23 protein-coding genes and 2 tRNA genes are annotated in these 25,328 nt (G+C 73.7%); 8 read left to right on the top strand and 17 right to left on the bottom strand.

What is annotated here, in order from left to right:
* Nucleotides 1–6: 6 nt before the first annotated feature.
* Nucleotides 7–432 (top strand): DUF3515 domain-containing protein (locus ASG49_RS11915; RefSeq protein ID WP_235562044.1); only part of this gene is annotated, 426 nt, incomplete at its 5' end.
* 50 nt (nt 433–482) lie between these two features.
* On the opposite strand, the gene ASG49_RS11910 is transcribed toward ASG49_RS11915, so the two are convergent.
* Entirely contained in the window at nt 483–1,598 is a 1,116-nt protein-coding gene (locus tag ASG49_RS11910) for a D-alanine--D-alanine ligase family protein (RefSeq protein WP_056542140.1), read from the bottom strand.
* An 80-nt stretch (nt 1,599–1,678) separates the two neighbouring features.
* Here ASG49_RS11910 and ASG49_RS11905 point away from each other — a divergent pair, with 80 nt between their 5' ends.
* The gene (locus ASG49_RS11905; RefSeq protein WP_056542138.1) at nt 1,679–2,731 is read left to right on the top strand and encodes a PLP-dependent aspartate aminotransferase family protein; all 1,053 of its coding nucleotides are present in this window, start codon (nt 1,679–1,681) and stop codon (nt 2,729–2,731) included.
* Nucleotides 2,732–3,006: 275 nt separating this feature from the next.
* On the opposite strand, the gene ASG49_RS11900 is transcribed toward ASG49_RS11905, so the two are convergent.
* On the bottom strand, nt 3,007–4,008 hold the full coding sequence (locus ASG49_RS11900; RefSeq protein WP_056542136.1) for an NAD(P)H-dependent glycerol-3-phosphate dehydrogenase: 1,002 nt from the start codon (nt 4,006–4,008) through the stop codon (nt 3,007–3,009).
* Complete coding sequence (locus tag ASG49_RS11895) at nt 4,005–4,772, bottom strand: 1-acyl-sn-glycerol-3-phosphate acyltransferase (RefSeq protein ID WP_082534080.1); 768 nt, start codon at nt 4,770–4,772, stop codon at nt 4,005–4,007. Before ASG49_RS11895 ends, ASG49_RS11900 begins: the two co-directional genes overlap by 4 nt.
* A gap of 152 nt (nt 4,773–4,924) precedes the next feature.
* On the opposite strand from ASG49_RS11895, the gene cofC reads away from it, so the two are divergent.
* On the top strand, nt 4,925–5,548 hold the full coding sequence (gene cofC / locus ASG49_RS11890) for a 2-phospho-L-lactate guanylyltransferase (RefSeq protein WP_056542134.1): 624 nt from the start codon (nt 4,925–4,927) through the stop codon (nt 5,546–5,548).
* A gap of 23 nt (nt 5,549–5,571) precedes the next feature.
* Here the strand turns inward: cofC and ASG49_RS18325 are convergent, their stop codons facing one another.
* From ASG49_RS18325 to leuC, 3 genes are all read right to left on the bottom strand, one after another.
* Complete coding sequence (locus ASG49_RS18325; RefSeq protein WP_082534079.1) at nt 5,572–6,336, bottom strand: HU family DNA-binding protein; 765 nt, start codon at nt 6,334–6,336, stop codon at nt 5,572–5,574.
* A 104-nt stretch (nt 6,337–6,440) separates the two neighbouring features.
* Complete coding sequence (leuD, locus tag ASG49_RS11880; RefSeq protein ID WP_056542131.1) at nt 6,441–7,043, bottom strand: 3-isopropylmalate dehydratase small subunit; 603 nt, start codon at nt 7,041–7,043, stop codon at nt 6,441–6,443.
* Between the two features lie 3 nt (nt 7,044–7,046).
* Nucleotides 7,047–8,507: a 3-isopropylmalate dehydratase large subunit gene (leuC, locus tag ASG49_RS11875; RefSeq protein WP_056542129.1), complete on the bottom strand. Its 1,461-nt coding sequence runs from the start codon at nt 8,505–8,507 to the stop codon at nt 7,047–7,049.
* Nucleotides 8,508–8,650: 143 nt separating this feature from the next.
* Between leuC and ASG49_RS11870 the strand changes: the two genes are divergently transcribed.
* The 3 genes from ASG49_RS11870 to ASG49_RS11860 all read left to right on the top strand — a co-directional run bounded on the left by ASG49_RS11870 (nt 8,651) and on the right by ASG49_RS11860 (nt 11,391).
* Nucleotides 8,651–9,373 carry an IclR family transcriptional regulator gene (locus ASG49_RS11870; RefSeq protein WP_056542127.1) on the top strand — a complete coding sequence of 241 codons (723 nt, stop codon included), beginning with the start codon at nt 8,651–8,653 and terminating at the stop codon, nt 9,371–9,373.
* 102 nt (nt 9,374–9,475) lie between these two features.
* Nucleotides 9,476–11,095 carry a class I SAM-dependent methyltransferase gene (locus ASG49_RS11865; RefSeq protein ID WP_056542125.1) on the top strand — a complete coding sequence of 540 codons (1,620 nt, stop codon included), beginning with the start codon at nt 9,476–9,478 and terminating at the stop codon, nt 11,093–11,095.
* Nucleotides 11,092–11,391: a DUF6752 domain-containing protein gene (locus ASG49_RS11860; RefSeq protein WP_082534078.1), complete on the top strand. Its 300-nt coding sequence runs from the start codon at nt 11,092–11,094 to the stop codon at nt 11,389–11,391. Before ASG49_RS11865 ends, ASG49_RS11860 begins: the two co-directional genes overlap by 4 nt.
* On the opposite strand, the gene ASG49_RS11855 is transcribed toward ASG49_RS11860, so the two are convergent.
* From ASG49_RS11855 to ASG49_RS11820, 8 genes are all read right to left on the bottom strand, one after another.
* Nucleotides 11,364–12,383: a cation diffusion facilitator family transporter gene (locus ASG49_RS11855; RefSeq protein WP_082534077.1), complete on the bottom strand. Its 1,020-nt coding sequence runs from the start codon at nt 12,381–12,383 to the stop codon at nt 11,364–11,366. The genes ASG49_RS11860 and ASG49_RS11855 overlap by 28 nt on opposite strands.
* 29 nt (nt 12,384–12,412) lie before the next feature.
* The gene (locus tag ASG49_RS11850; protein ID WP_235562043.1) at nt 12,413–12,997 is read right to left on the bottom strand and encodes a methylated-DNA--[protein]-cysteine S-methyltransferase; all 585 of its coding nucleotides are present in this window, start codon (nt 12,995–12,997) and stop codon (nt 12,413–12,415) included.
* On the bottom strand, nt 12,994–14,508 hold the full coding sequence (locus tag ASG49_RS11845) for an AlkA N-terminal domain-containing protein (protein ID WP_056542124.1): 1,515 nt from the start codon (nt 14,506–14,508) through the stop codon (nt 12,994–12,996). Before ASG49_RS11845 ends, ASG49_RS11850 begins: the two co-directional genes overlap by 4 nt.
* Nucleotides 14,509–14,613: 105 nt before the next feature.
* Nucleotides 14,614–14,689 (bottom strand) — tRNA-Glu (locus ASG49_RS11840).
* A 56-nt stretch (nt 14,690–14,745) separates the two neighbouring features.
* Nucleotides 14,746–14,817, bottom strand: a tRNA-Gln gene (locus ASG49_RS11835).
* 94 nt (nt 14,818–14,911) lie between these two features.
* On the bottom strand, nt 14,912–15,991 hold the full coding sequence (locus ASG49_RS11830) for a CPBP family intramembrane glutamic endopeptidase (protein ID WP_235562042.1): 1,080 nt from the start codon (nt 15,989–15,991) through the stop codon (nt 14,912–14,914).
* Nucleotides 15,988–17,496, bottom strand: coding sequence for a glutamate--tRNA ligase (gltX, locus tag ASG49_RS11825; RefSeq protein ID WP_056542119.1), 1,509 nt, complete (start codon nt 17,494–17,496; stop codon nt 15,988–15,990). The genes ASG49_RS11830 and gltX overlap by 4 nt, the downstream gene beginning before the upstream one ends.
* A complete protein-coding gene (locus ASG49_RS11820; RefSeq protein WP_056542421.1) occupies nt 17,493–18,290 on the bottom strand; it encodes a fumarylacetoacetate hydrolase family protein in 798 nt (265 codons plus the stop codon). Before ASG49_RS11820 ends, gltX begins: the two co-directional genes overlap by 4 nt.
* Nucleotides 18,291–18,342: 52 nt before the next feature.
* On the opposite strand from ASG49_RS11820, the gene ASG49_RS11815 reads away from it, so the two are divergent.
* Entirely contained in the window at nt 18,343–19,308 is a 966-nt protein-coding gene (locus tag ASG49_RS11815; RefSeq protein WP_235562041.1) for a 3-methyladenine DNA glycosylase, read from the top strand.
* 34 nt (nt 19,309–19,342) lie between these two features.
* Nucleotides 19,343–20,587, top strand: a complete 1,245-nt coding sequence (locus tag ASG49_RS11810; protein WP_235562040.1) for a YibE/F family protein — start codon at nt 19,343–19,345, stop codon at nt 20,585–20,587.
* A gap of 75 nt (nt 20,588–20,662) precedes the next feature.
* Here ASG49_RS11810 and ASG49_RS11805 read toward each other — a convergent pair whose 3' ends face one another.
* From ASG49_RS11805 to cimA, 3 genes are all read right to left on the bottom strand, one after another.
* Nucleotides 20,663–22,063 carry an amidase gene (locus ASG49_RS11805; protein ID WP_056542117.1) on the bottom strand — a complete coding sequence of 467 codons (1,401 nt, stop codon included), beginning with the start codon at nt 22,061–22,063 and terminating at the stop codon, nt 20,663–20,665.
* Between the two features lie 8 nt (nt 22,064–22,071).
* Complete coding sequence (locus ASG49_RS11800) at nt 22,072–23,451, bottom strand: TrpB-like pyridoxal phosphate-dependent enzyme (RefSeq protein ID WP_056542115.1); 1,380 nt, start codon at nt 23,449–23,451, stop codon at nt 22,072–22,074.
* Nucleotides 23,452–23,534: 83 nt separating this feature from the next.
* Complete coding sequence (gene cimA / locus ASG49_RS11795) at nt 23,535–25,112, bottom strand: citramalate synthase (protein WP_056542113.1); 1,578 nt, start codon at nt 25,110–25,112, stop codon at nt 23,535–23,537.
* Nucleotides 25,113–25,328 lie beyond the last annotated feature (216 nt).

Here is a 25,328-nt window from a genome sequence, read left to right as displayed (position 1 = left end):
CGTCANGGGGTGGAGGCCCCCCCCCGCCGCTCCGACGACGCGTTGCCCGCGGCCGAGCGGCGGGCCTGCGAGCGCCTGGTCGCCGACCTCCCCGACGCCGTCGGCGACCAGCCCCGCGAGGAGGTCACCGGCGACGAGCTCGCGGCCGCGTGGGGCGACCCGCCGGTCGTGCTGCGTTGCGGGGTCGGCAGCCCTGCCGACTTCACGCCGCTCTCGACGTGCCAGGAGATCAACGGCGTGCTGTGGTTCGTGCCCGAGGGGCAGATCACCGACCAGTCGGCCGACGTCGTCGCGACCTCGATGGGCTCGCTCCCCCGGGTCGAGGTGGCGGTCCCTGCCGCGCTGCGCCCGCCCCAGGGCATCCTCACCGACCTCTCCGACGCGCTGGGCGCCCAGGGGCGCACGCCGGACCCCGACGCGCCCTGCGGCTGAGTCCGTCTCGTCGGTCGAGCCCGTCGGGACCAGACCACGGTCCGGTCCCGCTAGCGCAGGCCGGTCTCGCGCTGCGCGGCCAGCGTCACGAGGCGCTCGACGAGCGCCGGGTAGTCCAGGCCCGACTCGCGCCACATCAGCGGGAACATCGAGGTGGCGGTGAACCCCGGCATGGTCTCGACCTCGTTGACCACGACCCGGCCGTCGGCCATGACGAAGAAGTCGACCCGGGCGAGACCCTCCACGTCGAGCGCCTCGAAGGCCCGGACCGCCAGCGCGCGCACCTGGTCGCGGACGTCCTCGGGCACCGAGGCGGGCAGGGTGAAGCTCTGCTCGAGGTACTTCGCCTCGAAGTCGTAGAAGGCGTGCTCGGCGCCCACGGTGATCTCGGCCAGCTCGCTGGTCTCGGGGTCGCCGCCGTCGAGACCCTCGAGCACGCCGACCTCGATCTCGCGGGCGCCGACCGCGGCGGCCTCGACCAGCACCTTGGGGTCGTGGCGGCGCGCCTCCTCGATCGCCGCGTCGAGCTCGGCGAGGTCGTCGACCCGGCTGATGCCGAAGCTCGACCCGGCGCGGGCCGGCTTGACGAAGACGGGCAGGCCCAGCGCAGCGACGGCCTCGCGCACCGCCCCGGGGTCGCGCTCCCAGGCCCGGGGCCGGACCAGGACGTAGGGCAGCACCGGCAGCCCCGCGGCGCTGAAGACCTGCTTCATGAAGTGCTTGTCGGTGCCGACCGCGCTGGCCAGCACGCCGGCGCCGACGTAGCGGACCCCCGTCATCTCCAGCAGCCCCTGGAGGGTGCCGTCCTGGCCCCACGGCCCGTGCATCACGGGGAAGACCACGTCGACCTGGCCGAGCACCTCGGGCACGTCACCGGCGTCGGTCACCACCAGGCCCTGCCCGGCAGTCAGCGTCACCTCGCGGTCGCCCGTCACCGTGGGCAGCTCGCCCCCGGGCCCCAGGGCCAGGCGCGCGGGGTCGGCGGACTCCAGCACCCAGCGGCCGTCGGGGGCGATGCCGACCGGCACCACGTCGTAGCGCTCGGGATCCAGCGCCGCGATGACGCTGCCGGCCGAGATGCACGAGATCGAGTGCTCGCTCGACCGACCTCCGAAGACGACGGCCACCCGGGGCCGACGGGCGGGTGCTGGGTGCTCGCTGGTCACGCGGCGACCCTACGGCGTACGTCGGACGCGGCACCGGACCCGCACCGCGTGCCCCACCGCCTGCTTCCTAGGCTGGACCGATGCGCCCCGCCACCCAGGCCGTCCACGTCGGCCGCCCGCCCCACGAGCCCGACCAGCCGCTGAACACCCCGATCACGATGGCCTCGACCTACGTCGCGGGCGGCGACCTGGAGTACGGCCGCTACGCCAACCCGACCTGGGACGCCTTCGAGCAGGCCCTCGGCGCCCTCGAGGGCGGGCGCTGCCTGGCCTTCTCCAGCGGCCTGGCCGCCGTGGCGACGATCCTCGACCTCGTCGGGCAGGGCCAGAAGGTGGTCGCGCCCCGGCACTCCTACACCGGCACCGTGATGCAGCTGGGCGACCTCGAGCTGCGCGAGCGGGTCGCCCCGGTCCTGGTCGACATGACCGACCTCGACGCCGTCGTGGCCGCCTGCGACGACGCCTCGCTGGTGTGGCTGGAGTCGCCGTCCAACCCCGCCATGGAGGTCGTCGACGTCGAGGCGATCACCACGGCGGCGCACGCCGCGGGCGCCTACGTCGTCGTCGACAACACCTTCGCGACGCCGGTGCTGCAGCGGCCGCTGGAGTGGGGCGTGGACCTGGTCGTGCACTCGGCCACGAAGTACCTCTCCGGACACTCCGACGTCCTCATGGGCGCCGTCGTCACCAGCGACGAGGAGCTGCTGAAGGTGCTCAAGGGCCGCCGCGACCTGCTCGGCGCCATCCCCGGCACCTTCGAGGCGTGGCTGGCGCTGCGCGGCCTCCGCACCCTGCACCTGCGCGTCGAGAAGGCCCAGGCCAACGCGCAGGAGCTGGTGCGCCGCCTGCGCGAGCGCACCGACCTGACCGAGGTCCGCTACCCCGGCTTCGGCGGCATGGTCTCCATCGTGCTGCCCACCGGCGACCACGCCGACCTGGTGCAGCACTCCACCCGGCTCTGGGTCTACGCCACCTCGCTCGGCGGCGTCGAGTCCACGCTGGAGCGCCGTCGCCGCTGGCAGGCCGAGGCCGCCACCATCCCCGACGGCCTCCTCCGCCTCTCCGTCGGCATCGAGGACGTCGACGACCTCTGGGACGACCTCTCCCAGGCGTTGGACGTGGCGGGGAGGTAGGGGGGGCGCGCGCGAGGCAGTTTCACCGGCTGGCCGGTGAAACTGCCCTCCGAATGGGGCGAACCGGGCGTTGGTGGGCAGTTTTGCCACACCGGCCGCCCCCTATGCGCCCTTGGTCCGTACGCCGCCCCGTGACGCGACTGCCGCACACCGAATCCCCGGACGGCCGGGTCATCAGTGACTCAGTGCGACAGCACGTTCGTCCACCACCCGGCCAGCCGACGACTCGTCCCACACACCCACGCGCCCGGCGCCCACCCACGACGCCCGGCCGGTCAGTCCTTCTCGTGCTTGGTGTCGCGCGCGATGAAGGCGTACATCATGTCGCGGGCGCTGATCTCGCCGCGGACGACGCGGTCGACGTGCTCGGCCACGGGGGCGTCGACGCCGTGCTTGGCGGCGAGGTCGTAGATCGAGGCGCACGACTTGGCGCCCTCGGCGACCTGGCGGGTCGAGGCGATGATCTCCTCGGTGGTCATCCCCTGGCCGAGCTTCTCGCCGAAGGTGCGGTTGCGGCTCAGCGGCGAGGAGCAGGTGGCGACCAGGTCGCCGAGGCCGGCGAGGCCCATCAGCGTCATCGGGTCGGCGCCGAGGCGCTGGGCGAGCCGGGCCGTCTCGGCCAGGCCACGAGTGATGAGCGAGGCGGTGGTGTTGTCGCCGAACCCGAGCCCCACCGCCATGCCGACGCACAGCGCGATCACGTTCTTGTAGGCGCCACCGAGCTCGCAGCCGAGCACGTCGGTGCTGCGGTAGGGCCGGAACGCCTGGGTGTGGCACAGCTGCTGCACGCGGTGCGCGACGTCCTCGTCGGCACACGCGACGACGCTGGCGGCCGGCTCGCGCAGCGCGATCTCGCGGGCGAGGTTGGGGCCGCTGACGACGCTGATCCGCTCGGGACCGGCGCCGGTCACCTCGGCGATGACCTCGCTCATCCGCTTGGTCGAGCCGAGCTCGACACCCTTCATCAACGAGACGAAGACCGCCTCGGGCGGCAGCACGCCGGTCCAGGTGGTGAGGTTCTCGCGCAGCTTCTGCGACGGCACCGACAGCACCACGAACTCCGCCTCCCACGCGGCCTCGCCGGGGTCGGTGGTCGCGCGGATCGTGTCGGGCAGCTCGATGCCGGGGAAGTACTCGCGGTTCTCGTGCTGGTCGTTGATCGAGGCGCAGACCTCCTCGCGGCGCGCCCAGATCGTCACCTCGTTGCCCGCGTCGGCCAGCACCCGGCTGAACGCCGTGCCCCACGAACCGGCACCGAACACGGCCACCTTGGTCATCGACGCCCTCGCTTCTGCTTGTGGGGGTTGCCGATCACGCGCGCGCCGGCGGTCGACGGGTCGAAGCGTACGGCGGGCGCGGGCTCGCCCCGCAGGTCGGCTACGAGCGCGGTGATCGCGGCCATGATCCGGTCGGTGGCCTCGGCCAGCACCTCGGGGGTGAGCTCGCGGCCGGCGAGGTCCTGCAGGTCGACCGGGTCACCCACCTTGTAGTGCGTCGTGCGCCGGGGCAGCACGTGCGGCCTCGCGGTGTACGCCGGCAGCACCTCCTGCGCGCCCCACTGCCCGATCGGGACCACCGGCGCGCCGGTGGCCAGCGCGATCCGGGCGGCGCCGGTCTTGCCCCGCATCGGCCAGCCGTCGGGGTCGCGGGTGATGGTGCCCTCGGGGTAGACGCCGACGCACTCGCCGCGGCGTACGGCCTCCACGGCGGCGTCGTAGGCGCTGACGGCCCGGTCGGTCTGCCGCGCGACGGGGATCTGGCCCGCGTCGCGGACGATGTGCTTGAGCACCGGGGTGCGGAACAGCGCGTCCTTGGCCAGGTAGCGCACCAGCCGACCGTGCTCGTAGAGGAAGTGCCCCAGCGTCATCGGGTCGAGGTGGGAGACGTGGTTGACGACCACGATGCAGCCGCCGGTCGCCGGCACCTTCTCGCCGTCGATCCAGTCGCGCTTGGTGGTGAGCACCAGGGTGGGCTTCACGATCGAGACGACCACGGTCCACGCCCAGCCGCGACGCTCCTGCAGCCTGCGGACCTTCGTCACCCGACGCTCACCTGACCTCCCACCGACGCACCTCGTCGTGCGTCTCGGACACCGATCTCCTGCCGTCGGGCCCTGCGGGGCCCGCGCCGGACGCGAGCCTATCGCCGGGCGGCGGTGTCGCCGGGGTGTGCCGCTCTGGGATGATCGGGCGGATGTCCACGTTCGTCCTGCTGGTGCCGGTCAAGACCCTGGCCCGGGCCAAGACCCGGCTGGCGCCCCGACCGGGTCGCGACCTGTTGATGCGGGCCTTCGCCCTCGACGCGCTCGCCGCCGCCCGTGCGGCGACGTCGGTCGCGCACACCTACGTCGTCACCGACGAGGACGGCTTCGGCGAGGCGATCGGCGACGAGGGCGAGGGTGACCTCAACCTCGCCCTGCGCGTCGCCGAGCGCGAGGTGCGGCTGCGCCATCCCGGGCTCGGCGTCGCCGCCCTGCTCGCCGACCTCCCCGCGCTGCGCACCCCCGACCTCGACGCGGCGCTCGGCGCCGGTCTCCGCTCGCGGTGGTACGTCGCGGACGCCGACGGCACCGGGACGACGCTGCTCGCCGCCGGACCCGGCACCGACCTCGACCCCCGCTTCGGCGCGGGGTCGGCCGTCCGCCACGAGGTGTCGGGCGCGGTGCCGGTGCGCGCCGAGGTCCCCTCGCTGCGACGCGACGTGGACACCGACCTCGACCTCCGGGCCGCCCTCGACCTCGGCGTCGGCGCGCACACCCGCGAGGCCCTGGCGGCGGACGGACCCCCCGCCCACCCCGACGGACGCCCGACGGGGTAGCCGGCCGGCCGGCGACGACCGGCTCAGGAGCTGCTGGAGCCCTTTGCCGTCGACTTCTTCGCGGTCGACTTCTTGGCCGTCGACTTCTTCGCGGGAGACTTCTTCGCGGGCGACTTCTTGGCCGAGGACGTCGTGGCCGAGGACGTCGTGGCGGCGGACTTCTTCGTGGCCGCGGACGTCGACGCGCCCGACTTCTTCGCCGCGGACTTCGTGGCGGTCGACTTCGTGGCGGTCGACTTCTTGGCGGTCGACTTCTTGGCCGTGGACTTCGCGGGGGCCGACTTCTTCGCGGTCGACTTCTTCGTGGTCGACTTCTTCGTGGCGGGCGAGGACGAGGCAGAGGACTTCTTCGTGGAGGACTTCCCGGACGACGACTTCGTCGCCGGTGCCGGATCCGGGGACCCCACGCCCGTCGCGCGGCGCGCCACGGCGGCGGCCTGGGCGATGGCCGGCTGGGCGACGGCGGGGGCGGCGGCCTCGACGGCGGCCAGGGTCAGCGCCGGGAGCTTCTTGGCACCCGAGACCACGTCACGCAGTTGGGCACCCGGCTTGAAGGCGGGCACCGCCTTCTCCGAGGACTGCATCCGGACGCCGGTGGAGGGGTTGCGGACCCAGCGGGCCCCGCGGACGCGCTTCTCGAACGAGCCGAAGCCGGTGATGGCGACCTTCTCGCCCTTGGCCACCTCGCGGGTGATCGTGTCGAGCACGGAGTCGAGGGCGTGGGCCGCCGCCTTGCGGTTGCCCTCGAACCGTGCCGCCAGGGTGTCGATCAGCTGGCTCTTGTTCACGCTGGTCCCCTTCGCGGACGCAACGACCGCGCCTCGTGCCCGGTCGTGCAAGGCACGCTAGGGCGTCGTGACGCGCACCACAACGATTCGCACGGGGTGGCGGCTCAGTGCTGCGTGACCGGCTTCCAGGCCGGGCGGTGCTGCTCGAACTCGGTGATGTCGTCGGCGTGCGACAGCGTGATGTCGATGTCGTCGAGGCCCTCGAGCAGCCGCCAGCGGGTGTAGTCGTCGATGTCGAAGGAGTCCTCGATGGCGTCGGGGCCCTCCCCCGCTCGCACCGTGCGGCTCTCGAGGTCGACGGTCACCGTGGCACCGGGGTTCTCGGCCAGGTGGTCCCAGAGCCGCTGCACGACCTTCTCGTCGACCTGCGCGGCGACGAGGCCGGCCTTGCCGGAGTTGCCGCGGAAGATGTCGGCGAAGCGCGGGCTGATGACGGCCCGGAAGCCGTAGTTCTGCAGCGCCCAGACGGCGTGCTCGCGCGAGGAGCCGGTGCCGAAGTCGGGACCGGCGACGAGGACCGAGCCCGCGGCGTACTCGGCCTGGTTGAGCACGAACGAGGGGTCGTTGCGCCAGGCGGCGAACAGCCCGTCCTCGAAGCCCGTGCGCGTCACCCGCTTGAGGTAGACGGCGGGGATGATCTGGTCGGTGTCGACGTTGCTGCGCCGCAGCGGCACGCCGACGCCGGTGTGGGTGGTGAAGGGCTCCACGGCTCAGGCCTCCTGGGTCTGGACGGGCTCGAGGTCGGCGGGCGAGGACAGGGTGCCGCGGACCGCGGTGGCGGCGGCGACCGGGACCGAGACCAGGTGGGTGCGACCCCCCTTGCCCTGACGGCCCTCGAAGTTGCGGTTGGACGTCGACGCGCTGCGCTCACCCGGCTGGAGCTGGTCGGGGTTCATCCCCAGGCACATCGAGCACCCGGCGCCGCGCCACTCCGCACCGGCCTCCTTGAAGACCACGTCGAGGCCCTCGTCCTCGGCCTGCAGCCGTACCCGGGCCGAGCCCGGCACGACGAGCAGGCGCGTGTCGGGGTCGACGGTGCGGCCACGCAGCACCTCGGCAGCGAGCCGGAGGTCCTCGATGCGGCCGTTGGTGCAGGAGCCCACGAACACGGTGTCGACCGAGACCTCGCGCATCGGGGTGCCGGCCTGCAGGTCCATGTAGCGCAGCGCGTTCTCGGCCGCGACGCGGTCGTCGTCGTCCTCGTACGCCGCGGGGTCCGGGACCGTGCCGCCGAGCGGCACGCCCTGGCCGGGGTTGGTGCCCCAGGTGACGAACGGGGTCATGGTGGAGGCGTCGAGGACGATCTCCGCGTCGAACTCGGCGCCGTCGTCGGTGCGCAGGCTCGTCCAGTGCGCCACGGCGGCGTCCCAGTCGGCGCCCGTCGGGGCCTCCTGGCGACCCTGGATGTAGTCGAACGTGGTCTGGTCGGGGGCGATCAGGCCCGCCTTGGCACCCCACTCGATGCTCATGTTGCAGACCGTCATCCGGCCCTCCATCGAGAGCTCCTCGATGGCCTGGCCGCGGTACTCCACGATGTAGCCCTGGCCACCGCCGGTGCCGGTGTGGGTGATCAGGGTGAGCACGAGGTCCTTGGCGGTGACGCCCTCGGGCAGCGAGCCGTTCACGGTCACGGCCATCGTCCGGGGCCGGGTCTGCATCAGCGTCTGCGTGGCGAGCACGTGCTCGACCTCGGAGGTGCCGATGCCGAACGCGATCGCACCGAAGGCGCCGTGGGTGGAGGTGTGGCTGTCGCCGCAGACGATCGTCATGCCCGGCTGGGTCAGGCCCAGCTGCGGGCCGATGATGTGGACGATGCCCTGCTCCTTGTCGCCGAGCCGGTGCAGGCGCACCCCGAACTCCTCGGCGTTGGCCCGCAGGGTGTCCACCTGCGTGCGGGAGACGGGGTCGGCGATCGGCTTGTCCCAGTCGACCGTGGGCACGTTGTGGTCCTCGGTGGCGAGGGTCAGGTCGGGCCGGCGTACGCCGCGACCGGCGAGCCGCAGCCCCTCGAAGGCCTGGGGGGAGGTCACCTCGTGGATCAGGTGGAGGTCGATGAAGAGCAGGTCGGGCTCGCCCTCGGCGCTGCGGACGACGTGCTCGTCCCAGACCTTCTCGGACAACGTGCGTGGCGGTGTGCCGCCAACCTCGGGATTCCCGGCTGCTCTGGCCATGACGTCTCTCGACCCCTCTCGTTTCACATGCTGAACGCCTGCGGCCCCACCGCGGCGTGCTGGTCCCACTGAACGACAAGTCCGACGCGGCTGCGAAATCTCGTGGCTTTGCATCCCAACATCTGAGACGGCAGTATTACATCATGGACAACTCCAGCGGAGTGGGCGTGCTCGACAAGGCCGCCCTCGTGCTCACGGCCCTCGAGTCGGGCCCGGCGACGCTCGCCGGCCTGGTGGCCGGAACCGGTCTGGCGAGGCCCACCGCGCACCGGTTGGCCGTCGCTCTCGAGCACCACCGGCTCGTCGCCCGCGACATGCAGGGACGCTTCGTCCTCGGCCCCCGGCTCTCCGAGCTCTCGGCCGCCGCGGGCGAGGACCGGTTGCTCGCCACCGCCGGCCCCGTGCTGGCCCGCCTGCGCGACATCACCGGGGAGTCGGCCCAGCTGTGGCGTCGTCAGGGCGACCACCGCGTGTGCGTCGCCGCCGCCGAGCGTCCCAGCGGCCTGCGCGACACCATCCCGGTCGGCTCCCAGCTGACGATGCGCGCCGGCTCCGCCGCCCAGGTGCTGCTCGCCTGGGAGGACCCCGAGCGGATGCACCGCGGGCTCCAGCACGCGGCGTACTCCGCCACCGCCCTCGCCGGCATCCGCCGTCGGGGCTGGGCGCAGTCCATCGGCGAGCGGGAGCAGGGCGTGGCCTCGGTCTCGGCCCCCGTCCGCTCCCCCAGCGGCAAGATCATCGCGGCCGTCTCGGTCTCCGGCCCGCTCGAGCGGCTCTCGCGGCAGCCCGGTCGGATGCACGCCCCGGCGGTGCTCGCCGCGGCCGAGCGGCTCTCGGAGTCGCTGCGCCGCTCCTCGGCCGACTGATCCTCGGGCGGCGCGAGGCGCGGGATCGCCCCGTCGGCGTCGGCGAAGTGTAGTGTTCTGCTGGACTTTTCCCGCCGTACACCCGACCTCCCGGAGGCACTGATGCCGCTCCCCGGCGTGCGCGAGCGCGGACCGGGGGCGACCGTCGATGACCACGGTCTCGTGGTGCCCGACGTCGAGGGCTCGGTGGTCGTGCGCTTCGAGGACCAGTTCGTCTGGTCGTTCTCGCCCCGCCGCGACGGCCGGGTCGTGGGCGGCTCCCGGCAGGTGACCTGGCCCGTCGTGCTGGCCGAGCGGCTGCACGGCACGACGCGGGTGTGCGTCAGCGACGCCGACGGCGCGGTCGTGCACCTCGACGAGGTGGTCAGCTTCGGCGGGGTCGCCGAGCCGCTGCGGCTGGTCGACGCCCACGGGCACCCGTTGGCCGTGGACCGCGCGCACCACCTCACCCGGGTGTTCGCGGAGACCTCCGACGAGGGGCGCCGCCAGGTCGTGCTGGGCGCGGCCCGCGCCCTGACCGACCTGCGTGACCGGCTCGGTGTCGACGCCCACCTCAGCTACGGGTGCCTGCTCGGGGCGGTGCGCGACGGGCGGATGATCGGCCACGACTCCGACGCCGACCTCGCCTACTACAGCCACCACGCCCACCCCGTCGACGTGGTCCGCGAGTCCTTCGAGGTCGAGCGCGGCCTGCGTCGCCTCGGGTGGAAGGTGGTGCGGATGTCGGGCGGGGACCTCAAGCTGTTCCTGCCGCTCGACGACGGTCGGGTGGTGCAGATCGACGTCTTCGGCGCCTTCCACGCCGACGGCGTCTTCTACCAGCTGGGCGGCCGCAGCGGCACGCTGCCCGCCGCCGCCCTCACCCCGGCGGCGACGGTCGTGCTCGAGGGCGTCGAGCTGGCGGCTCCGGCCGACCCCGAGCGCGTCCTGGCCTTCCTGTACGGCGAGTCGTGGCGGGTGCCCGACCCGGCGTTCGTCCCGGTCGACCCGGCTGCCGGCGTACGACGGCTCGACGGGTGGCTGCGCGGCCCCCGCGACGGCCTCCCGCGGTGGAACGAGCTCTACCGCACCCGGGGTGCCGACCTCCCCCACGGCGGCAGCGACTTCGCCCGCTGGGCGGCCCCGCGGGTGCCCGACGACGCCATGGTCGTCGACGTCGGGTCGGGCACCGGCCGCGACGCCGCCTTCTTCCGGCGCCGGGGGCACCGCGTGGCGGCGCTCGACTACTCCGGCGCGGCGCTGACCCGGTCGCGGCGGCGGATCACCCGGGCGGGCGACCCCGCCGCCGACGTACGCGTGCTGACGCTCAACGACGCCCGCTCCGCCCTCCTCGCCGGCGCCGAGCTGGCGCGCGAGGAGTCCCCACCGTGGCTCCTGGCCCGGGGCCTGCTGGGGTGCCTCGACCGCGAGGCACGGGCCCACCTGTGGCGGCTGTGCTCGATGTCGCTGCGCCGCGGCGGGGCGCTGCTGCTCGAGCAGGCCGCCACCCGCGACGACCTGCCCGTCGACCGGCTCGACGCGATGGTCTCCCGGGTCTCGACCGCCGGGCTCCGGTCCGAGCTGGAGGCCGCCGGCGGTCGCGTCACCCACGAGGAGCACGTCGCCGGGCACGACGTCCTCGGCGAGGACGACCCCTGGGTGTCCCGGCTCGTGGTCCGCTGGGACCACCCCCTGCCCACCCGGCGACCCGCCGGCACCACCACCTCCGAGGAGACCCCGTGAGCCGCTTGAGCGACGCGGTGCGCAGCCGTCGTACGACGACCCGACCGACCGCCGGAGGACGCCTGGTCGTCGACGGCGTCGCGCCCGCCCGACGCGGCCCCGTGCGCGGCCTGCTGTCGCTCCCGCAGCGGATCCGCGACCTCGAGGCCGAGGCCCACGAGAACCGTCGGCTGCAGCGGCGCGTCGCGGAGCTGACCGACGTGGTGGGCGAGCTGCTGCTGCCGATCGCCGACCGCGACGAGGAGAAGGTGCGCGAGGTGCTGCAGCGCTACCGCGACGAGTCCTTCCCGTTCTGAGCCCCGGGGCCCGGCACGGGCGAGGCCCCGTCGGGCAGGTCGGTCGGGTCGAGGAAGACGTGGCGCACCTCGGGGTGGGCCTCACGCAGCCGCCGCTCGACCTCGTCGGCCGCCTGCTCCAGCTCGTCCGCCGAGGCGTCGTCGTCGAGGTCGACCCTCGCCGCCACGATCACCTCGTCGGGCCCGAGCCGCATCGTCATCAGCTCGACCACCGCGTCGATGCCGGGGGACTCCGCCACGGTCCGGCGCAACGACTCCTGCACCTCGGGTGAGAGCGCCTCGCCGATGAGGGCGCGCTTGTTCTGCTGGCCGAGGGCGTAGGCCACGACCGCGAGCAGCAGCCCGATCAGGACCGAGGCGAGCCCGTCCCAGTAGCCGTGGTCGGTGTAGTGGTGGAGCGTGATCCCGACGGCGGCGAGCACGATGCCGATCAGCGCGGCGGTGTCCTCGAAGGCGACCGTCTTGACGGTGGGGTCCGGGGTGATCTTGAGGTGCTCGAAGAACCCGCGGTCGGCGTCCTGGGCCTGGCCGCGCAGCTGGCGCACCGCCTTGAGCCACGACACCCCCTCGAACACGAAGCTCAGCGCCAGCACGACGTAGGGGATCGTCAGCGGCCCCAGCTCCTCGGGATCGAGGATGGCGCGGACGCCCTCCAGCACCGAGTAGCCGGCGCCGAGCACGAAGATGCCGACCGCGGCGATCAGCGCCCAGAAGTAGCGCTCCATCCCGTAGCCGAACGGGTGCTGGGCGTCGGCCGGCTTCCGGCTGCGCTTCAGCGAGGCCATCAGGAACACCTGGTTGAGGGTGTCGGCGAACGAGTGCGCCGCCTCGGCCAGCATCGCCGCCGAGCCGGAGACCAGGCCGCCGACCAGCTTGGCGATCGCGATCGCGAGGTTGGCCGACCCGGCCAGCAGCACCGTGCCCGCCGACTCGTCCTGGCCGTCCGTGGTGGGGGTCCCGGTCGTGCCCGGGTCGGTCGCTGCGTCGCTCACCCCGCCAGCCTCGCACCCCGGTCCCCGGCCTAGAACAGGCCGGGACGCTCGAGGTCGAGCAGCAGCTGCTTGCGCTCCAGCCCGCCGGCGTAGCCCGTCAGCCGTCCGTCGGCCCCGATGACGCGGTGGCAGGGCACCACGACCGGGATCGGGTTGCGGCCGTTGGCCAGCCCGACCGCCCGGGACGCCGCGTTGGTCATCCCCAGGCGCCGGGCCACCTCGCCGTAGGACGTGGTGGTGCCGTAGCCGATCCGGGAGAGCTCGGCCCACACCCGCTGCTGGAACGGGGTGCCGCCGGGGTCGAGCGGGAGGTCGAACTCGCGCAGGTCGCCCGAGAAGTACGCCGCGAGCTGCTCGGCCGTGCGCCGCAGCACCGGTCGGTCGTCGTCGCGCTCCCCCACGGCCTCGACCTCCTCGGAGGGCCAGGGGCTGAACTCGATGGCCCGCAGCGCGTCCCCGCGGGCGACGAGGCGCAGCGGCCCGATCGGGGTGTCGACCTGTGACCAGGCGCTGCCCGCGTCGGCCTGCGTCGGGGTCGCGGTGGCCTGCTGGGTGGCCTGCTGGGTGGCCTGGTGGGTGGCCTGGTCCAGGGCCTGGTCGGTGGGTGCGTTCACGGGTTCCTCCTCGTGGGACCGCGGCGCTGCTCGCGCTCGCGGAGCTGGTCGAGCACGACGGACCACAGCCGCAGCAGCGCGTAGGAGCGCCACGGCCGCCAGTCGTCGCTGCGCCGGGTGACGTCGTCGATGCCGAGCGCGGTCGCGGCGTTGCGGACGCCGATGTCGGTGGGCAGGAAGACGTCGGGGTCGCCGAGGGCCCGCATGGGGACGTAGTCGGCCGTCCAGGGGCCGATGCCGCGCAGGCCGGTCATCGCCGCCCGGGTCTCGGCCCGGTCCACGCTGCGGTCGAGCACCACCGTGCCGTCGGCCAGGGCGCCCGCGAGCGTGGTCAGCGCCCGGGCGCGGGCACGCGGCATCCGCAGCACCTCGGGGTCCTCCGGGTCGAGCGCCGCGAGCGTGGCCGGGGTGGGGAACAGCCGGGTGACCTCGTGCGGGCCGTCCAGGCCCAGCGGGTCGCCCCAGCGCTCGACGAGGCGGGCGGCGGCGGTGCGCGCCGAGGCCAGGCTCACCTGCTGCCCCAGGACCGTCTGGACGGCCACCTCGGCGCCGTCGAGCTGGCCCGGCACCCGCAGCCCCGGGCGGGACGCCACCAGCGGCGCCAGCAGGCCGTCCTCGGCCAGCGCGGCGTCGACCGCGACGGGGTCGGCGTCGGCGTCCAGCAGCCGGCGGGCGCGCTCGGTGGCCGGCGCCAGGTCGCGGGTGTCGGCCAGCGTCAGGGTGCAGGGCACCGTGCCCGGCGTACGGCCGCTGAGGTCGACCCGGACCACGCCCGGGCCGTGGGGCAGCCGCACCGCGCGCTCGTACCAGTCCTCGCCGACCGCCTCCAGGCCGGGCACGGCGTGCACGGCGAGGAACCAGTGCAGGTCGGCCGCCGCGAACGGCTCGCGCACGGCGACCCGGGTGTGCAGCGTGCCCGGCACCAGGCTGGGGTGCCGGCCGGAGGCGGCGGCGCGCAGGTCGGTGGGCGAGGCGGCGTACACCTCGCGGACGGTGTCGTTGAACTGCCGCACGCTGGTGAAGCCGGCGGCGAAGGCCACGTCGGCGAAGCGGAGGTCGGTGGTCTCGATCAGCACCCGGGCGGTCTGCGCCCGGCGCGAGCGGGCCAGCGCAAGCGGGCCGGCGCCGTACTCCCCGGTGACGACGCGGTGCAGCTGGCGCACGGAGTAGCCCAGCCGCGAGGCCAGTCCCTCGACGCCCTCGCGCTCCACCACGCCGTCGGCGACCAGGCGCATCGCGCGGCCGGCGGCGTCGGCCACGACGTCCCAGCGCGGCGACCCCGGCGTGGCGTCCGGCAGGCACCGGCGGCAGGCACGGAAGCCCGCGTCCTGGGCGCCCGCCGCGGTCGGGAAGAAGGTGACGTTGTGCCGGCGCGGGGTGATCGCGGGGCAGGACGGGCGGCAGTAGATGCCGGTCGTGCGGACCGCGGTGTAGAACATGCCGTCGAAGCGGCGGTCGCGCCCCTGCACGGCGCGGTAGCGCGCCTCCCACTCGGTGTCGGTGCCGGTCATGGCACCAGTGTGCCTGCCGGCCCGACCCGGACCTCGCGGGAATCGGACGTGCACGCACCAGCTGGGAAGACAGCAGCCCGGCCTCTGCGAGACCGGGCTGCTGGGTGGTACCCCCGACGGGATTCGAACCCGCGCTACCGCCTTGAGAGGGCGGCGTGCTAGGCCACTACACAACGGGGGCCTGAGCCAGCGGAACTGTATCGGCTGGTTGAACCAGCCACCAAATCCGTGACATCGCTGGGGTACTAGGACTCGAACCTAGACTAACTGGACCAGAACCAGTCGGGCTGCCAATTACCCCATACCCCATGGGATCGGTCCGCCTGTCAGGCCGTGAGGCTGTGGGGCGAACCGAGGGTCAAAGATACACATGCGGCTCCGGCGCCACCAATCGGGGGCGCCCTCAGAGGGTGTGAGGTACGCCGCTCCGCTCCACCTGCGGCGGGCTGCTGGTGCGCTCGAGGCCCATCCGTCGCGCGACGAGCAGCACCAGGACGAGGTAGAGGCCGTTCTGCACGACGGTCACGGGCAGCTGCCACCACGACGCCTCGGAGACCGTGAGGGTGCCGGAGAGCTGGTCGAAGGCGATCGCGAAGCCGAAGGCGACCAGGTTGTTGACCACGTGCAGCGCGATGCCGGCCTCGAGGCCACCCAGCAGGATCACGGTGGTGCCGGCGATCATGCCGAAGGCGAACCGGTCGAAGAACAGCGGGAAGTTCTGCGCGCCGTGGGCGAAGGCGAACAGCACCGAGGTGGCGACCAGGGCGGGCCACGGGCCGAGCAAGGAGCCGAAGGCCTGCATCAGGTAGCCGCGGAAGGCGTACTCCTCCCCGATGGCCTGCAGCGGCGTCGTCAGCAGGATCACGACCGTGGTGGCGAGCAGCTGCCCCGTCGGGAACGCCGCTTGCCCGCTGACGGTGTCCTGCGGGCCCGAGGGCAGCAGCAGGCTGATCGCTGTGGAGACGACCAGCGCGACCACCGACAGGCCCGCACAGGCCCACAGGAAGCGCCACCGGATGCCCGGCCGCACCGAGGCCAGCCAGCGCGGCCGCATGCCGTGCACGACCCGCACGATGAGCATGGCCAGGACCGTCAGGGACGCGAGCGCGAGGTTGAGGTAGAGCATCGAGCTGGGCGTGACCGAGGTCAGCGACGCCGCGGCCTCGACCCGGTCGCCGTAGGAGCCCTCCCCGCCCTCGATCGCGACCCCGATGAACAGGATGGGGATCAGCACCAGCGGGAAGACGATCAGCCCGCCCACGACCATGGTGAGGATGCCGACCACCGGCCGCCACCAGGCGTAGCTCCAGGTGCGGAGCATGAGCGGGTAGGAGCGCGGCTCCGGGTGCGGGTGGCTCGGCCGGGGCGCCCAGCCGGGCGGCGGTCCCGGCACGGATCCCGGCGGCGGCCCCTGCGGCGGGCCCTGCGGCGGCGGGTAGCCGGGCGGCCCGGCGTGGGGCGGGGGCGGGTAGCCCGCGCTCACGACGCGGGGGCCTCGGGACGGGGCGCCCCGGCCAGCCGGGCCAGCGACGCCTCCCGCCCGAGCAGCTCGAGCGACTCGAACAACGGCGGCGAGACCCGGCGCCCGGTCACGGCCACGCGCACCGGGCCGAAGGCGACGCGGGGCTTGAGGCCGAGCCCGTCGATGAGCGCCGCGCGCAGCGCCGCCTCGATGGCCGGGGTGGTCCAGTCGTCGAGGGCGGCCAGCGCCTCGTGGGAGGCCTCGACGATGCGGCCGCCGTCGCCGGAGAGCAGCTTGGCCACGTCGGCCTCGTCGTAGACCGGCTCGTCGAGGAACAGGAAGGCCAGCATGTCGGCGCCCTCCCCCAGCGTCCCGACGCGCTCGTGCACCAGCACGCTGCCCTCGGTCAGCTTCAGCTGCTCCTCGGGCGTCGGCGGGTCGGCCACGAGGTCGGCCTCGACGAGGAACGGCAGCAGCCGCTCCTCGAGCTCCTGCACGCTCAGCAGCCGCATGTGGGCGGCGTTGATCGCCTCGAGCTTCTTGAGGTCGAAGCGGGCCGGGTTGGGGTTGACCCGACGGATGTCGAAGGCCTCGGCCATCTCGGCCATGGTGAACACGTCGCGGTCCTCGGCGATGCCCCAGCCGAGCAGCGCGAGGTAGTTGAGCAGGCCGGCGGGCAGGAAGCCGCGCTCGACGTACTCCGCCAGGCCCGAGCCCGCGTCGCGCTTGGAGAGCCGCTTGTTGCCCTCCCCCATCACGATCGGCAGGTGGCCGAAGCGCGGGGCGCCGGAGCCGATGCCGATGGCCTCGAGGGCCTCGTAGAGCGCGACCTGGCGCGGGGTGCTGGAGAGCAGGTCCTCGCCGCGCAGCACGTGGGTGATGCCCATGAGCGCGTCGTCGACCGGGTTGACCAGCGTGTAGAGCGGGTCGCCGTTGGCGCGCACGATCGCGAAGTCGGGCACGTGCTCGGGCAGGAAGGTGACCTCGCCGCGGACCAGGTCGTCGAAGACGATCGGGCGGTCGGGCATCCGCACCCGGACGACGTGGCTGCGGCCCTCGGCCTCGAGGGCGGCACGGTGCTGGTCGGTGAGCGCGCGACAGTGGCCGTCGTAGCCCTGGACCTTGGAGCCCGAGGCCTTGCGGCGCGCCTCGACCTCCTCGTTGGTGCAGTAGCAGTCGTACGCCGCTCCCGACTCGCGCAACCGCGCGACGACGTCGCGGTAGGTGTCGAACCGCTCGGACTGCAGGTAGGGGGCGTGGGGGCCGCCGACGTCCGGGCCCTCGTCGTGGTCGATGCCGAGCCAGGCCAGGGCGTCCATCACCGAGGCGTAGCCCTCGGGGGTGTTGCGGGCGAGGTCGGTGTCCTCGATGCGGAGCACCAGGGTGCCGCCGTGGTGGCGGGCGAAGGCCCAGTTGAACAGCGCCGAGCGGACGTTGCCGACGTGGAGGTTGCCGGTCGGGCTCGGGGGGAAGCGGACGCGCACCTGCTCGGGGGCCAGGTCGCCCAGGACGGGGTCGGTGCTCATCGGCGTACCACCTTGTTGGTCAGGCTGCCGATGCCCTGGACGACGACCTCGACCTCGTCACCGGCCTCCATCGGACCGACGCCCTCGGGGGTGCCGGTGAGGATCACGTCGCCGGGCAGCAGCGTCATCACGCTGGTGACGTGGGCGACCAGGGTCGGGACGTCGAAGATGAGGTCGCTGGTGCGGCCGTCCTGCTTGACGTCGCCGTTGAGGAAGGTCTGCACCCGCAGGTCGCTGACGTCGAGCTCGGTCTCGACCCACGGGCCGAGCGGGCAGAAGGAGTCGAACCCCTTGGCCCGGGTGAACTGGCCGTCCTTGCGCTGCAGGTCGCGCGCGGTGACGTCGTTGCCGATGGTGAAGCCGTGGACCACGTCGGCCCACTTCTCCTTCGGCACGTCGCGGCAGATCCGGCTGATCACCACGGCGAGCTCGCCCTCGTAGTGCAGCTCCTCGGTCTGGCGGGGGTAGAACACCGGGTCGCCCGGACCCACCACCGAGGTGTTGGGCTTGAGGAACATCAGCGGCTCCTCGGGCAGGTCGTGGCCCAGCTCGGCGGCGTGGGCGGCGTAGTTGCGACCGATGCCCACCACCTTGCTGCGCGGCAGCACCGGCGACAGCAGCCGGGCGTCGGCGAGGCGCACCTGCTCGTCGGTCGGCTGCAGGCCGACGTAGAGCGGGTCACCCACCAGCGCGGTGATCAGGGAGTCCTCGTCGGGGATCCCGTGGTCGTCGACGTCTCCGGTGACGAGCCCGAAGCGGGGGTCGTCCCCGGTGGTGAACCTGGCGATACGCACCACGTGAGCCTACCGAGCGTCGACGCGGTGGCAGGAACTACCGTCGTCGCCTGTGGAGAACCTCACCCGCGGCGCCTGGCAGGCGCGTGCCCGCGCGCACGCCGAGCGCGTCGACGTCTGGGTGCAGCCCCACCTCGAGCGCCGCCGCCGGGGCGAGAAGCACCCCGTCCACGACTTCCTGTTCACCTACTACTCCCAGCGCCCCGCCGCCCTGCGCCGCTGGCACCCGGGGTTCGGCACCGTCCTCCTCGACGCCTCGGAGCTGGCCGGCGCGAAGGGATACTCCGAGACGAAAAGCACCACCGGACCCCCCTCCGGCGGTGCCGAACGTCTCGGACTATCCGTCGACCCGGCCCACCTCGCCAAGCAACGACCGGTGGTGGAGGCGATCCACCGGCTGCTGGTGGCCACCCAGGGACGGCCCCCGACGCTGGGCTGCTTCGGGCTCCACGAGTGGGCGATGGTGCACCGGCTGCCCGACGACGGCACCCGTCACGACGTGCCGCTGCGGCTCGGCGGCGCCGGCACCGACGCGGTCGTCGAGGGCCACCGGATCACCTGCTCGCACTTCGACGCGTTCCGCTTCTTCACCGACACCGCCCGGCCGCTCAACACCCTCGCGCCGGGCCGCGACGACCGGGCGGCGTACGAGCAGCCGGGGTGCCTGCACGCCGGGATGGACCTCTACAAGCACGCCTTCCGGCTCAGCCCGCTGGTGCCCAGCGAGCTGGTGGCCGACTGCTTCGCGCTGGCGTGGGACATCCGCGAGCTCGACATGCGCGCCTCGCCGTACGACCTCGCCGGGCACGGCTTCGAGCCGGTCCGGATCGAGACGGCCGAGGGCAAGCAGCGATACGCCGCGGCGCAGCGCGGGTTCGCCGAGCGCGGCGCCCCGCTGCGGGCGGCGCTCGTCGGGTGGTGCGAACGGCTGCTGGAGGCCGACGACGATGCGGTCGCGCTTGCGGGAACCGCAGCCGCCGCAGCGTCGCGCGGCAGCCGCACCGGTGTGGTCCACTGACCCCCGCCATGACCGCACGCCCGGAAGGCCCCCGGTGAGCCACTCGCACGTCCACGACCCCGCCGACCTGGCCGAGGTGGCCGTCCGGCCCGCCGCCCGCGTCGCCCTGCTGGCCTCGCTGGTCGTCGCCGGCCTCGCCACCGTGCTGGGGCTGGTGCTGCTCTGGCCGTCGGGCGACCCGCAGGTGGAGGACCCCAGCGCGGCCTTCGCGGCGCCGGGCGTGACCTTCCACAAGGCCGACGTGACCGCGGTCGCCCCGGCCTGCGAGAGCGCGGAGGCCAGCGCCCAGGGCGGCGAGGACGGCCAGCGCTGCGGCGCCGTCCGCGCGACCGTGCTCTCCGGCAGCCGGGAGGGCGAGCAGATCTCGATCCAGGTGCCGCCCGAGGTCAGCAGCTCGGGGCTGCGCGCCGGCGACCGCATCGAGGTGATGCAGCTGCCAGACAGCGGCGCCGAGCCGAGCGGCACCGAGCAGGCGTTCTCCTTCTTCAGCGTCGACCGCAACGCACCGGTCGGCTGGCTGGCGCTCGCCTTCGTGCTCGCGGTCGCCGCCGTCGCCCGGCTGCGCGGCGTCCTGGCGCTGGTGGGCCTCGGCTTCGGCGCCTTCGTGCTGGTGCGGTTCATGCTGCCCGCGCTGCTCGAGGGGTCCGACGGACTGCTCGTCGCGGTGGTCGGCTCCTCGGCGATCATGTACGTCGTCCTCTACCTCGCCCACGGCCTGTCGATCCGCACCAGCGCGGCGCTCGCCGGCACCCTGCTCGGCGTCGCCGTCACCGCCCTCATCGGGGTCCTGGCCATCGACCGGACCCGGCTCAGCGGCGTCAGCGACGAGACCGGGTCGCTGCTCTCGACCTTCGTCACCGACCTCGACTTCCAGGGCCTGCTCACCTGCGCGGTGATCGTCGCGGGCCTCGGCGTCCTCAACGACGTCACCATCACCCAGGCGTCCTCGGTCTGGGAGCTGCGCGGCGCCGCGCCCGAGCTCGGCCGGGCGGAGCTGTTCTCGCGCGCCATGCGGATCGGCCGCGACCACATCGCCTCGACCATCTACACCGTCGTGTTCGCCTACTCCGGCGCGGCGCTGTCGGTGCTGCTGCTCCTCTACTTCTACGAGCGGCCCGCCCTCTCGCTGGTCTCGACCGAGGAGATCGCCGAGGAGATCGTGCGCACCCTCGCCTCGGGCATCGGCCTGGTCCTCGCCGTCCCGATCACCACCGCGATCGCCGCCCTGACCGTCGAGGGTCCGACGGTCGTCCGGGCGGCGACGCACCGGGCGGCGTAGCTGCGATCACCCGGACGTCCGGGTGGTCGGCCCTCCGGTGGGACGCCGGGTCGGCGGCACCCCCCTGACTCCCCCTCACCAGCCGGGCGGCACCCGGTCGCGCCAGGCGCGACCCTCGTCGGCGTACGACGCCTCGACCTGGGCGGCGACCGAGAGCAGGAGCGCCTCCTCGCCGGGACGGGCGGCGAGCATCGTGCCGACGGGGAGCCCCTCGGCGGTGTGGTGGGTGGGCAGCGAGACGGCGGGGCTGCCGGTGAGGTTCCACAGCGAGGTCCACGGCGTGAACTGCTTCTGCGCCGCGAAGTCGGCCGCCGGGTCGGCGTCGTCGCGGATCGCCCCGACCGGCAGCGGCGGGGAGGCGAGGGTCGGCGTCAGCACGAGGTCGTACGCCGCCAGCCGGGTCAGCGCCCCGGCAGCGAGCCGCCGCAGCTCGCCGATCGCCAGTCCGAAGGCCACGCCGGACACCTCGTCGGCGCGGCCCGCCAACCACCGGGTCAGCGGGCGGATGACCGAGCGTTGCTCCGATGACAGCCCGACCACCGACTGGGCGGTCAGCACCGACCAGCAGGTCTCGAAGACGGGGACGGCCTCGTGCGGCATCGGCGAAGGCACGTCGACGACCTCGTGGCCCAGCGCCTCCAGCCGTGCGCCGAGCTGCTCCCACGCCGTGACGCAGTCCGGGTCGACGGACACGTCGGCGATGACCGGCTCGACGAACCGCGCCACCCGCAGGCGGCCGGGATCGCGGTCGCACGCGGCGAGGAACGGCGTGGCCGGCGGGGGCGCCCACGAGGGGTCGCCAACCGCCCGGCCGGCGAGCACGTCGAGCAGCGCGGCCGCGTCGCGCACCGTGCGGGCGAGGGTGCCGTTGGTCGAGAGCCCGACCGGGTCGCCGTAGGTCGGGGCGGCGCTGATCCGGCCGCGGCTGGGCTTGAGCCCGACCAGCCCGCAGCAGCTGGCCGGGATCCGGATCGAGCCGCCGCCGTCGGAGCCCTGCGCCACCGGCACCAGCCCGGCCGCGACGGCGGCACCCGCGCCGCCGCTCGACCCCCCGGCCATCCGGGTGGTGTCCCAGGGCGTCACGGCCGGCGGCCGGCCCTCGGGCTCGGTGTAGCAGGGCGAGCCGAACTCCGGCGTCGCGGTCTTGCCGAGCACCGGCATCCCGGCGGCACCGATCCGGCGCACCACCTCGTCGTCGACGTCGGGCACGAACCCGGCGTACGCCGCGGACCCGAACGACGTGGGCACGCCTGCGGTGAGGTTGAGGTCCTTGACCGCGGTCGGCACCCCGGCGAGCGGGCCCTCCCCTGCCGTCGAGGCCGCGCGCGCCCGGTCGGCGGTGACGGTGACGAAGGCGCCGTACGGCTCGCCCTCGATGCGGCGCAGGTAGTGCTCGACCAGCTCGGCGCTGGAGGTCTCCCCCGCCCGGATCGCGGCTCCCTGCTCCAGGGCGGTCAGGTCGTGCAGCTCGGCCACGACCGACCTCAGGAGAGCTGGGGCAGCTTGGTCAGCGCCTCGGCGACGGCGGCCTGGAGGGCGTCGTCCTCCCACGAGGTGTCCTCGATCGTGCCGGCGAGGTAGGAGGCGTACGCCGGGAGGTCGAGGTGGCCGTGGCCGCAGAGCGCGGTGAGGATGACCTTCTCCTCGCCGGTCTCCTTGCAGCGCACCGCCTCCTCGATCGCCGCGGCGAGCGCGTGGGTCGGCTCGGGCGCCGGCACGATGCCCTCGGTGCGGGCGAAGAGCACCCCGGCGGCGAAGCACTCCGACTGCGGCTTGGCCACCGCGCCGATCTCGCCGGTCTCGTAGAGGTGGCTGATCAGCGGGCTCATGCCGTGGTAGCGCAGCCCGCCGGAGTGGATCGGGTCGGGCACGAAGTCGTGGCCGAGGGTGTGCATCTTCATCAGCGGCGTCATGCCGGCGGTGTCGCCGAAGTCGTAGGCGTAGGTGCCCTGGGTCAGGGTCGGGCACGCCGACGGCTCGACGGCCCGCACCTCGGGCGACATCCGGCCGGCCCACTTCTCGCGCAGGAAGGGGAACATCAACCCCCCGAAGTTGGACCCGCCGCCGGTGCAGCCCACCAGCAGGTCGGGGGTCTCCCCCACCTTGGCCAGCTGCAGCAGCGCCTCCTCGCCGATGATCGTCTGGTGCAGCAGCACGTGGTTGAGCACGCTGCCGAGCGCGTAGTTGACGGTCGGGTCCTGCGCCGCGACCTCGACCGCCTCGCTGATGGCGATGCCGAGCGAACCGGTGGAGTCGGGGTGCTCGGCCAGGATCGCGCGACCGGCCTCGGTCAGCTCCGAGGGGCTCGGGTGGACCGTGCCGCCGAAGGTCTCGATCATCATCCGGCGGTAGGGCTTCTGGTCGTACGACGCCCGCACCTGCCAGATCTCGCACTCCATGTCGTACTGCGCGCACGCGAACGCCAGCGACGTGCCCCACTGGCCCGCACCCGTCTCGGTCGTGAGCTTGGAGATGCCGGCCTGCTTGTTGTAGAACGCCTGCGGCACGGCGGTGTTGGGCTTGTGGGAGCCGGCCGGCGAGACGCCTTCGTACTTGTAGTAGATCCGCGCCGGCGTCCCCAGCGCCTTCTCGAGGCGGTGCGCCCGGAACAGCGGGCTGGGCCGCCACAGCCGGTAGACGTCGAGCACCTCCTCGGGGATGTCGAGGTACTGCTCGGTGGAGACCTCCTGCTCGATCAGCGCCATCGGGAACAGCGGCGCGAGGTCCTCGGGGCCGATCGGCTGGCCGGTGCCGGGGTGCAGCGGCGGCGGCGGGGGCGTGGGCAGGTCGTGGAGCACGTTGTACCAACGCGTCGGCATCTCGCCCTCGTCGAGCAGGATCTTGTGCTGCTTCACGTCCGTCATCGCCTGGCCTCTCGCGTCACCGGGTCGCTCGCCCGGGGTGGTGCGCGTGAATCTAGCGGGGGCCACCCACGGCGTCGTCCGGCTCAGGCGTCGTGGCGGCGCAGCCCGAAGGTGAGGCCGTCGATGAGCGCGTGCCAGGAGGCCTCGATGACGTTGGGGCCCACCCCGACGGTGACCCACGAGCGCTGGCCGTCGGTGGTCTCGATCAGCACGCGGGTGATCGCGTCGGTGCCGTGGCCCTGGTCGAGGATGCGGACCTTGTAGTCGATCAGCTCGAACTTCACGATCTCGGGGTAGAGCTGGCTGATCGCCTGCCGCAGCGCCGCGTCCAGGGCGTTGACCGGGCCGTTGCCCTCGCCGGTCACCACGATCCGCGCCCCTCCGGCGCGCAGCTTCACGGTGGCCTCGGACAGCGCGTCGTCGCCGATCCGGGTCTCGGTGATGACGCGCCACGACTCCACCTCGACGTACGACGGCCGCACCCCCTCGACCTCCTCGAGGAGCAGCAGCTCGAACGACGCGTCGGCGGCCTCGAAGGTCCAGCCGCGCGACTCCAGGTCCTTGACCCGCCCGGTGACCCGCTGCACCAGCTCGGGGCCGAGCTCGAAGCCGAGCTCGCGACCCTTCAGCTCGATCGAGGCCCGCCCGGCCATGTCGGAGACCAGCAGCCTCATGTCGTTGCCGACGCCCGCGGGGTCCATGTGCTGGTAGAGGTCGGGGTCGACCTTGATGGCGCTGGCGTGCAGGCCGGCCTTGTGGGCGAAGGCCGAGGTGCCGACGTAGGGCTGGCGCGAGGCGGGCGGCACGTTGGTGACCTCGGCGACCGCGTGCGCGACCCGGGTGGCCTCGCCGAGCAGGCCCGCGGGGAGCACCTGCCGGTCGAGCTTGAGCTCGAGGTTGGCCACGACCGTGACGAGGTCGGCGTTGCCGGTGCGCTCGCCGTAGCCGTTGAGCGTGCCCTGCACGTGGGTGGCGCCGGCGTCGACCGCGGCCAGGGTGTTGGCGACGGCGCAGCCGGTGTCGTTGTGGCAGTGGATGCCGACGCGGACGCCGGTCGTCTCGACGACGTCGTGGACCACGTCGCCCACCCATCCGGGCAGCATCCCGCCGTTGGTGTCGCACAGCGCGGCGACCTCGGCCCCGGCCTCGAAGGCGGTGCGCAGCACCTCGAGGGCGTAGTCGCGGTTGTCGCGGTAGCCGTCGAAGAAGTGCTCGGCGTCGAGGAAGACCCGCTGGCCCTCCGCCCGCAGGTGGGCCACGGTGTCGCGCACCATGGCGAGGTTCTCGGCCAGCGTCGTGCGCAGCGCCAGCTCGACGTGGCGGTCGTGCGACTTGGCCACGAGCGTCACCACGCCGGCGCCGGAGTCGCGCAGCGCCGCCACGAGCGGGTCGTCGGCGGCGGCGAGCCCGGCGCGCCGGGTCGCCCCGAAGGCCGCCAGCCGGGCGTGCTCGAGGTGCAGCTCCTCGCGGGCCCGCCGGAAGAACTCGGTGTCGCGGGGGTTGGCGCCCGGCCAGCCGCCCTCGATGAAGCCGACCCCGAGCCCGTCGATGTGGCGCGCGACCGCGAGCTTGTCGGCGACCGAGAGGGTGAGTCCCTCCTGCTGGGCGCCGTCGCGCAGCGTCGTGTCGTAGACGTGGAACAGGTCACCGGTGGCGGTCATGGTCCGGTCCTTCGGGTGCGGGAGAGGCGTGCGGGTGCGTGCGGGGGCAAAGAAAAAGACCCCCCGTGAGGACGAGAGGTCGGCGCGGCGGCCAGGTGGTGCGGGGCCGTCGCGCTAGGCGATGATGCGGGTGCCGTGCTGCATGCCGGCGAGTCTGCCACGGATGACCGGCGGCGGGAACGCCCGACCGGCATCCGGTCCGGCAGGCGGCGTACG

The sequence above is a fragment of the Marmoricola sp. Leaf446 genome, from assembly GCF_001424755.1.
Lineage (GTDB): Bacteria > Actinomycetota > Actinomycetes > Propionibacteriales > Nocardioidaceae > Marmoricola.
The sequence above is the reverse complement of the archived record's forward strand: the minus strand, read 5'-3'. Positions and strand labels throughout refer to the sequence as shown.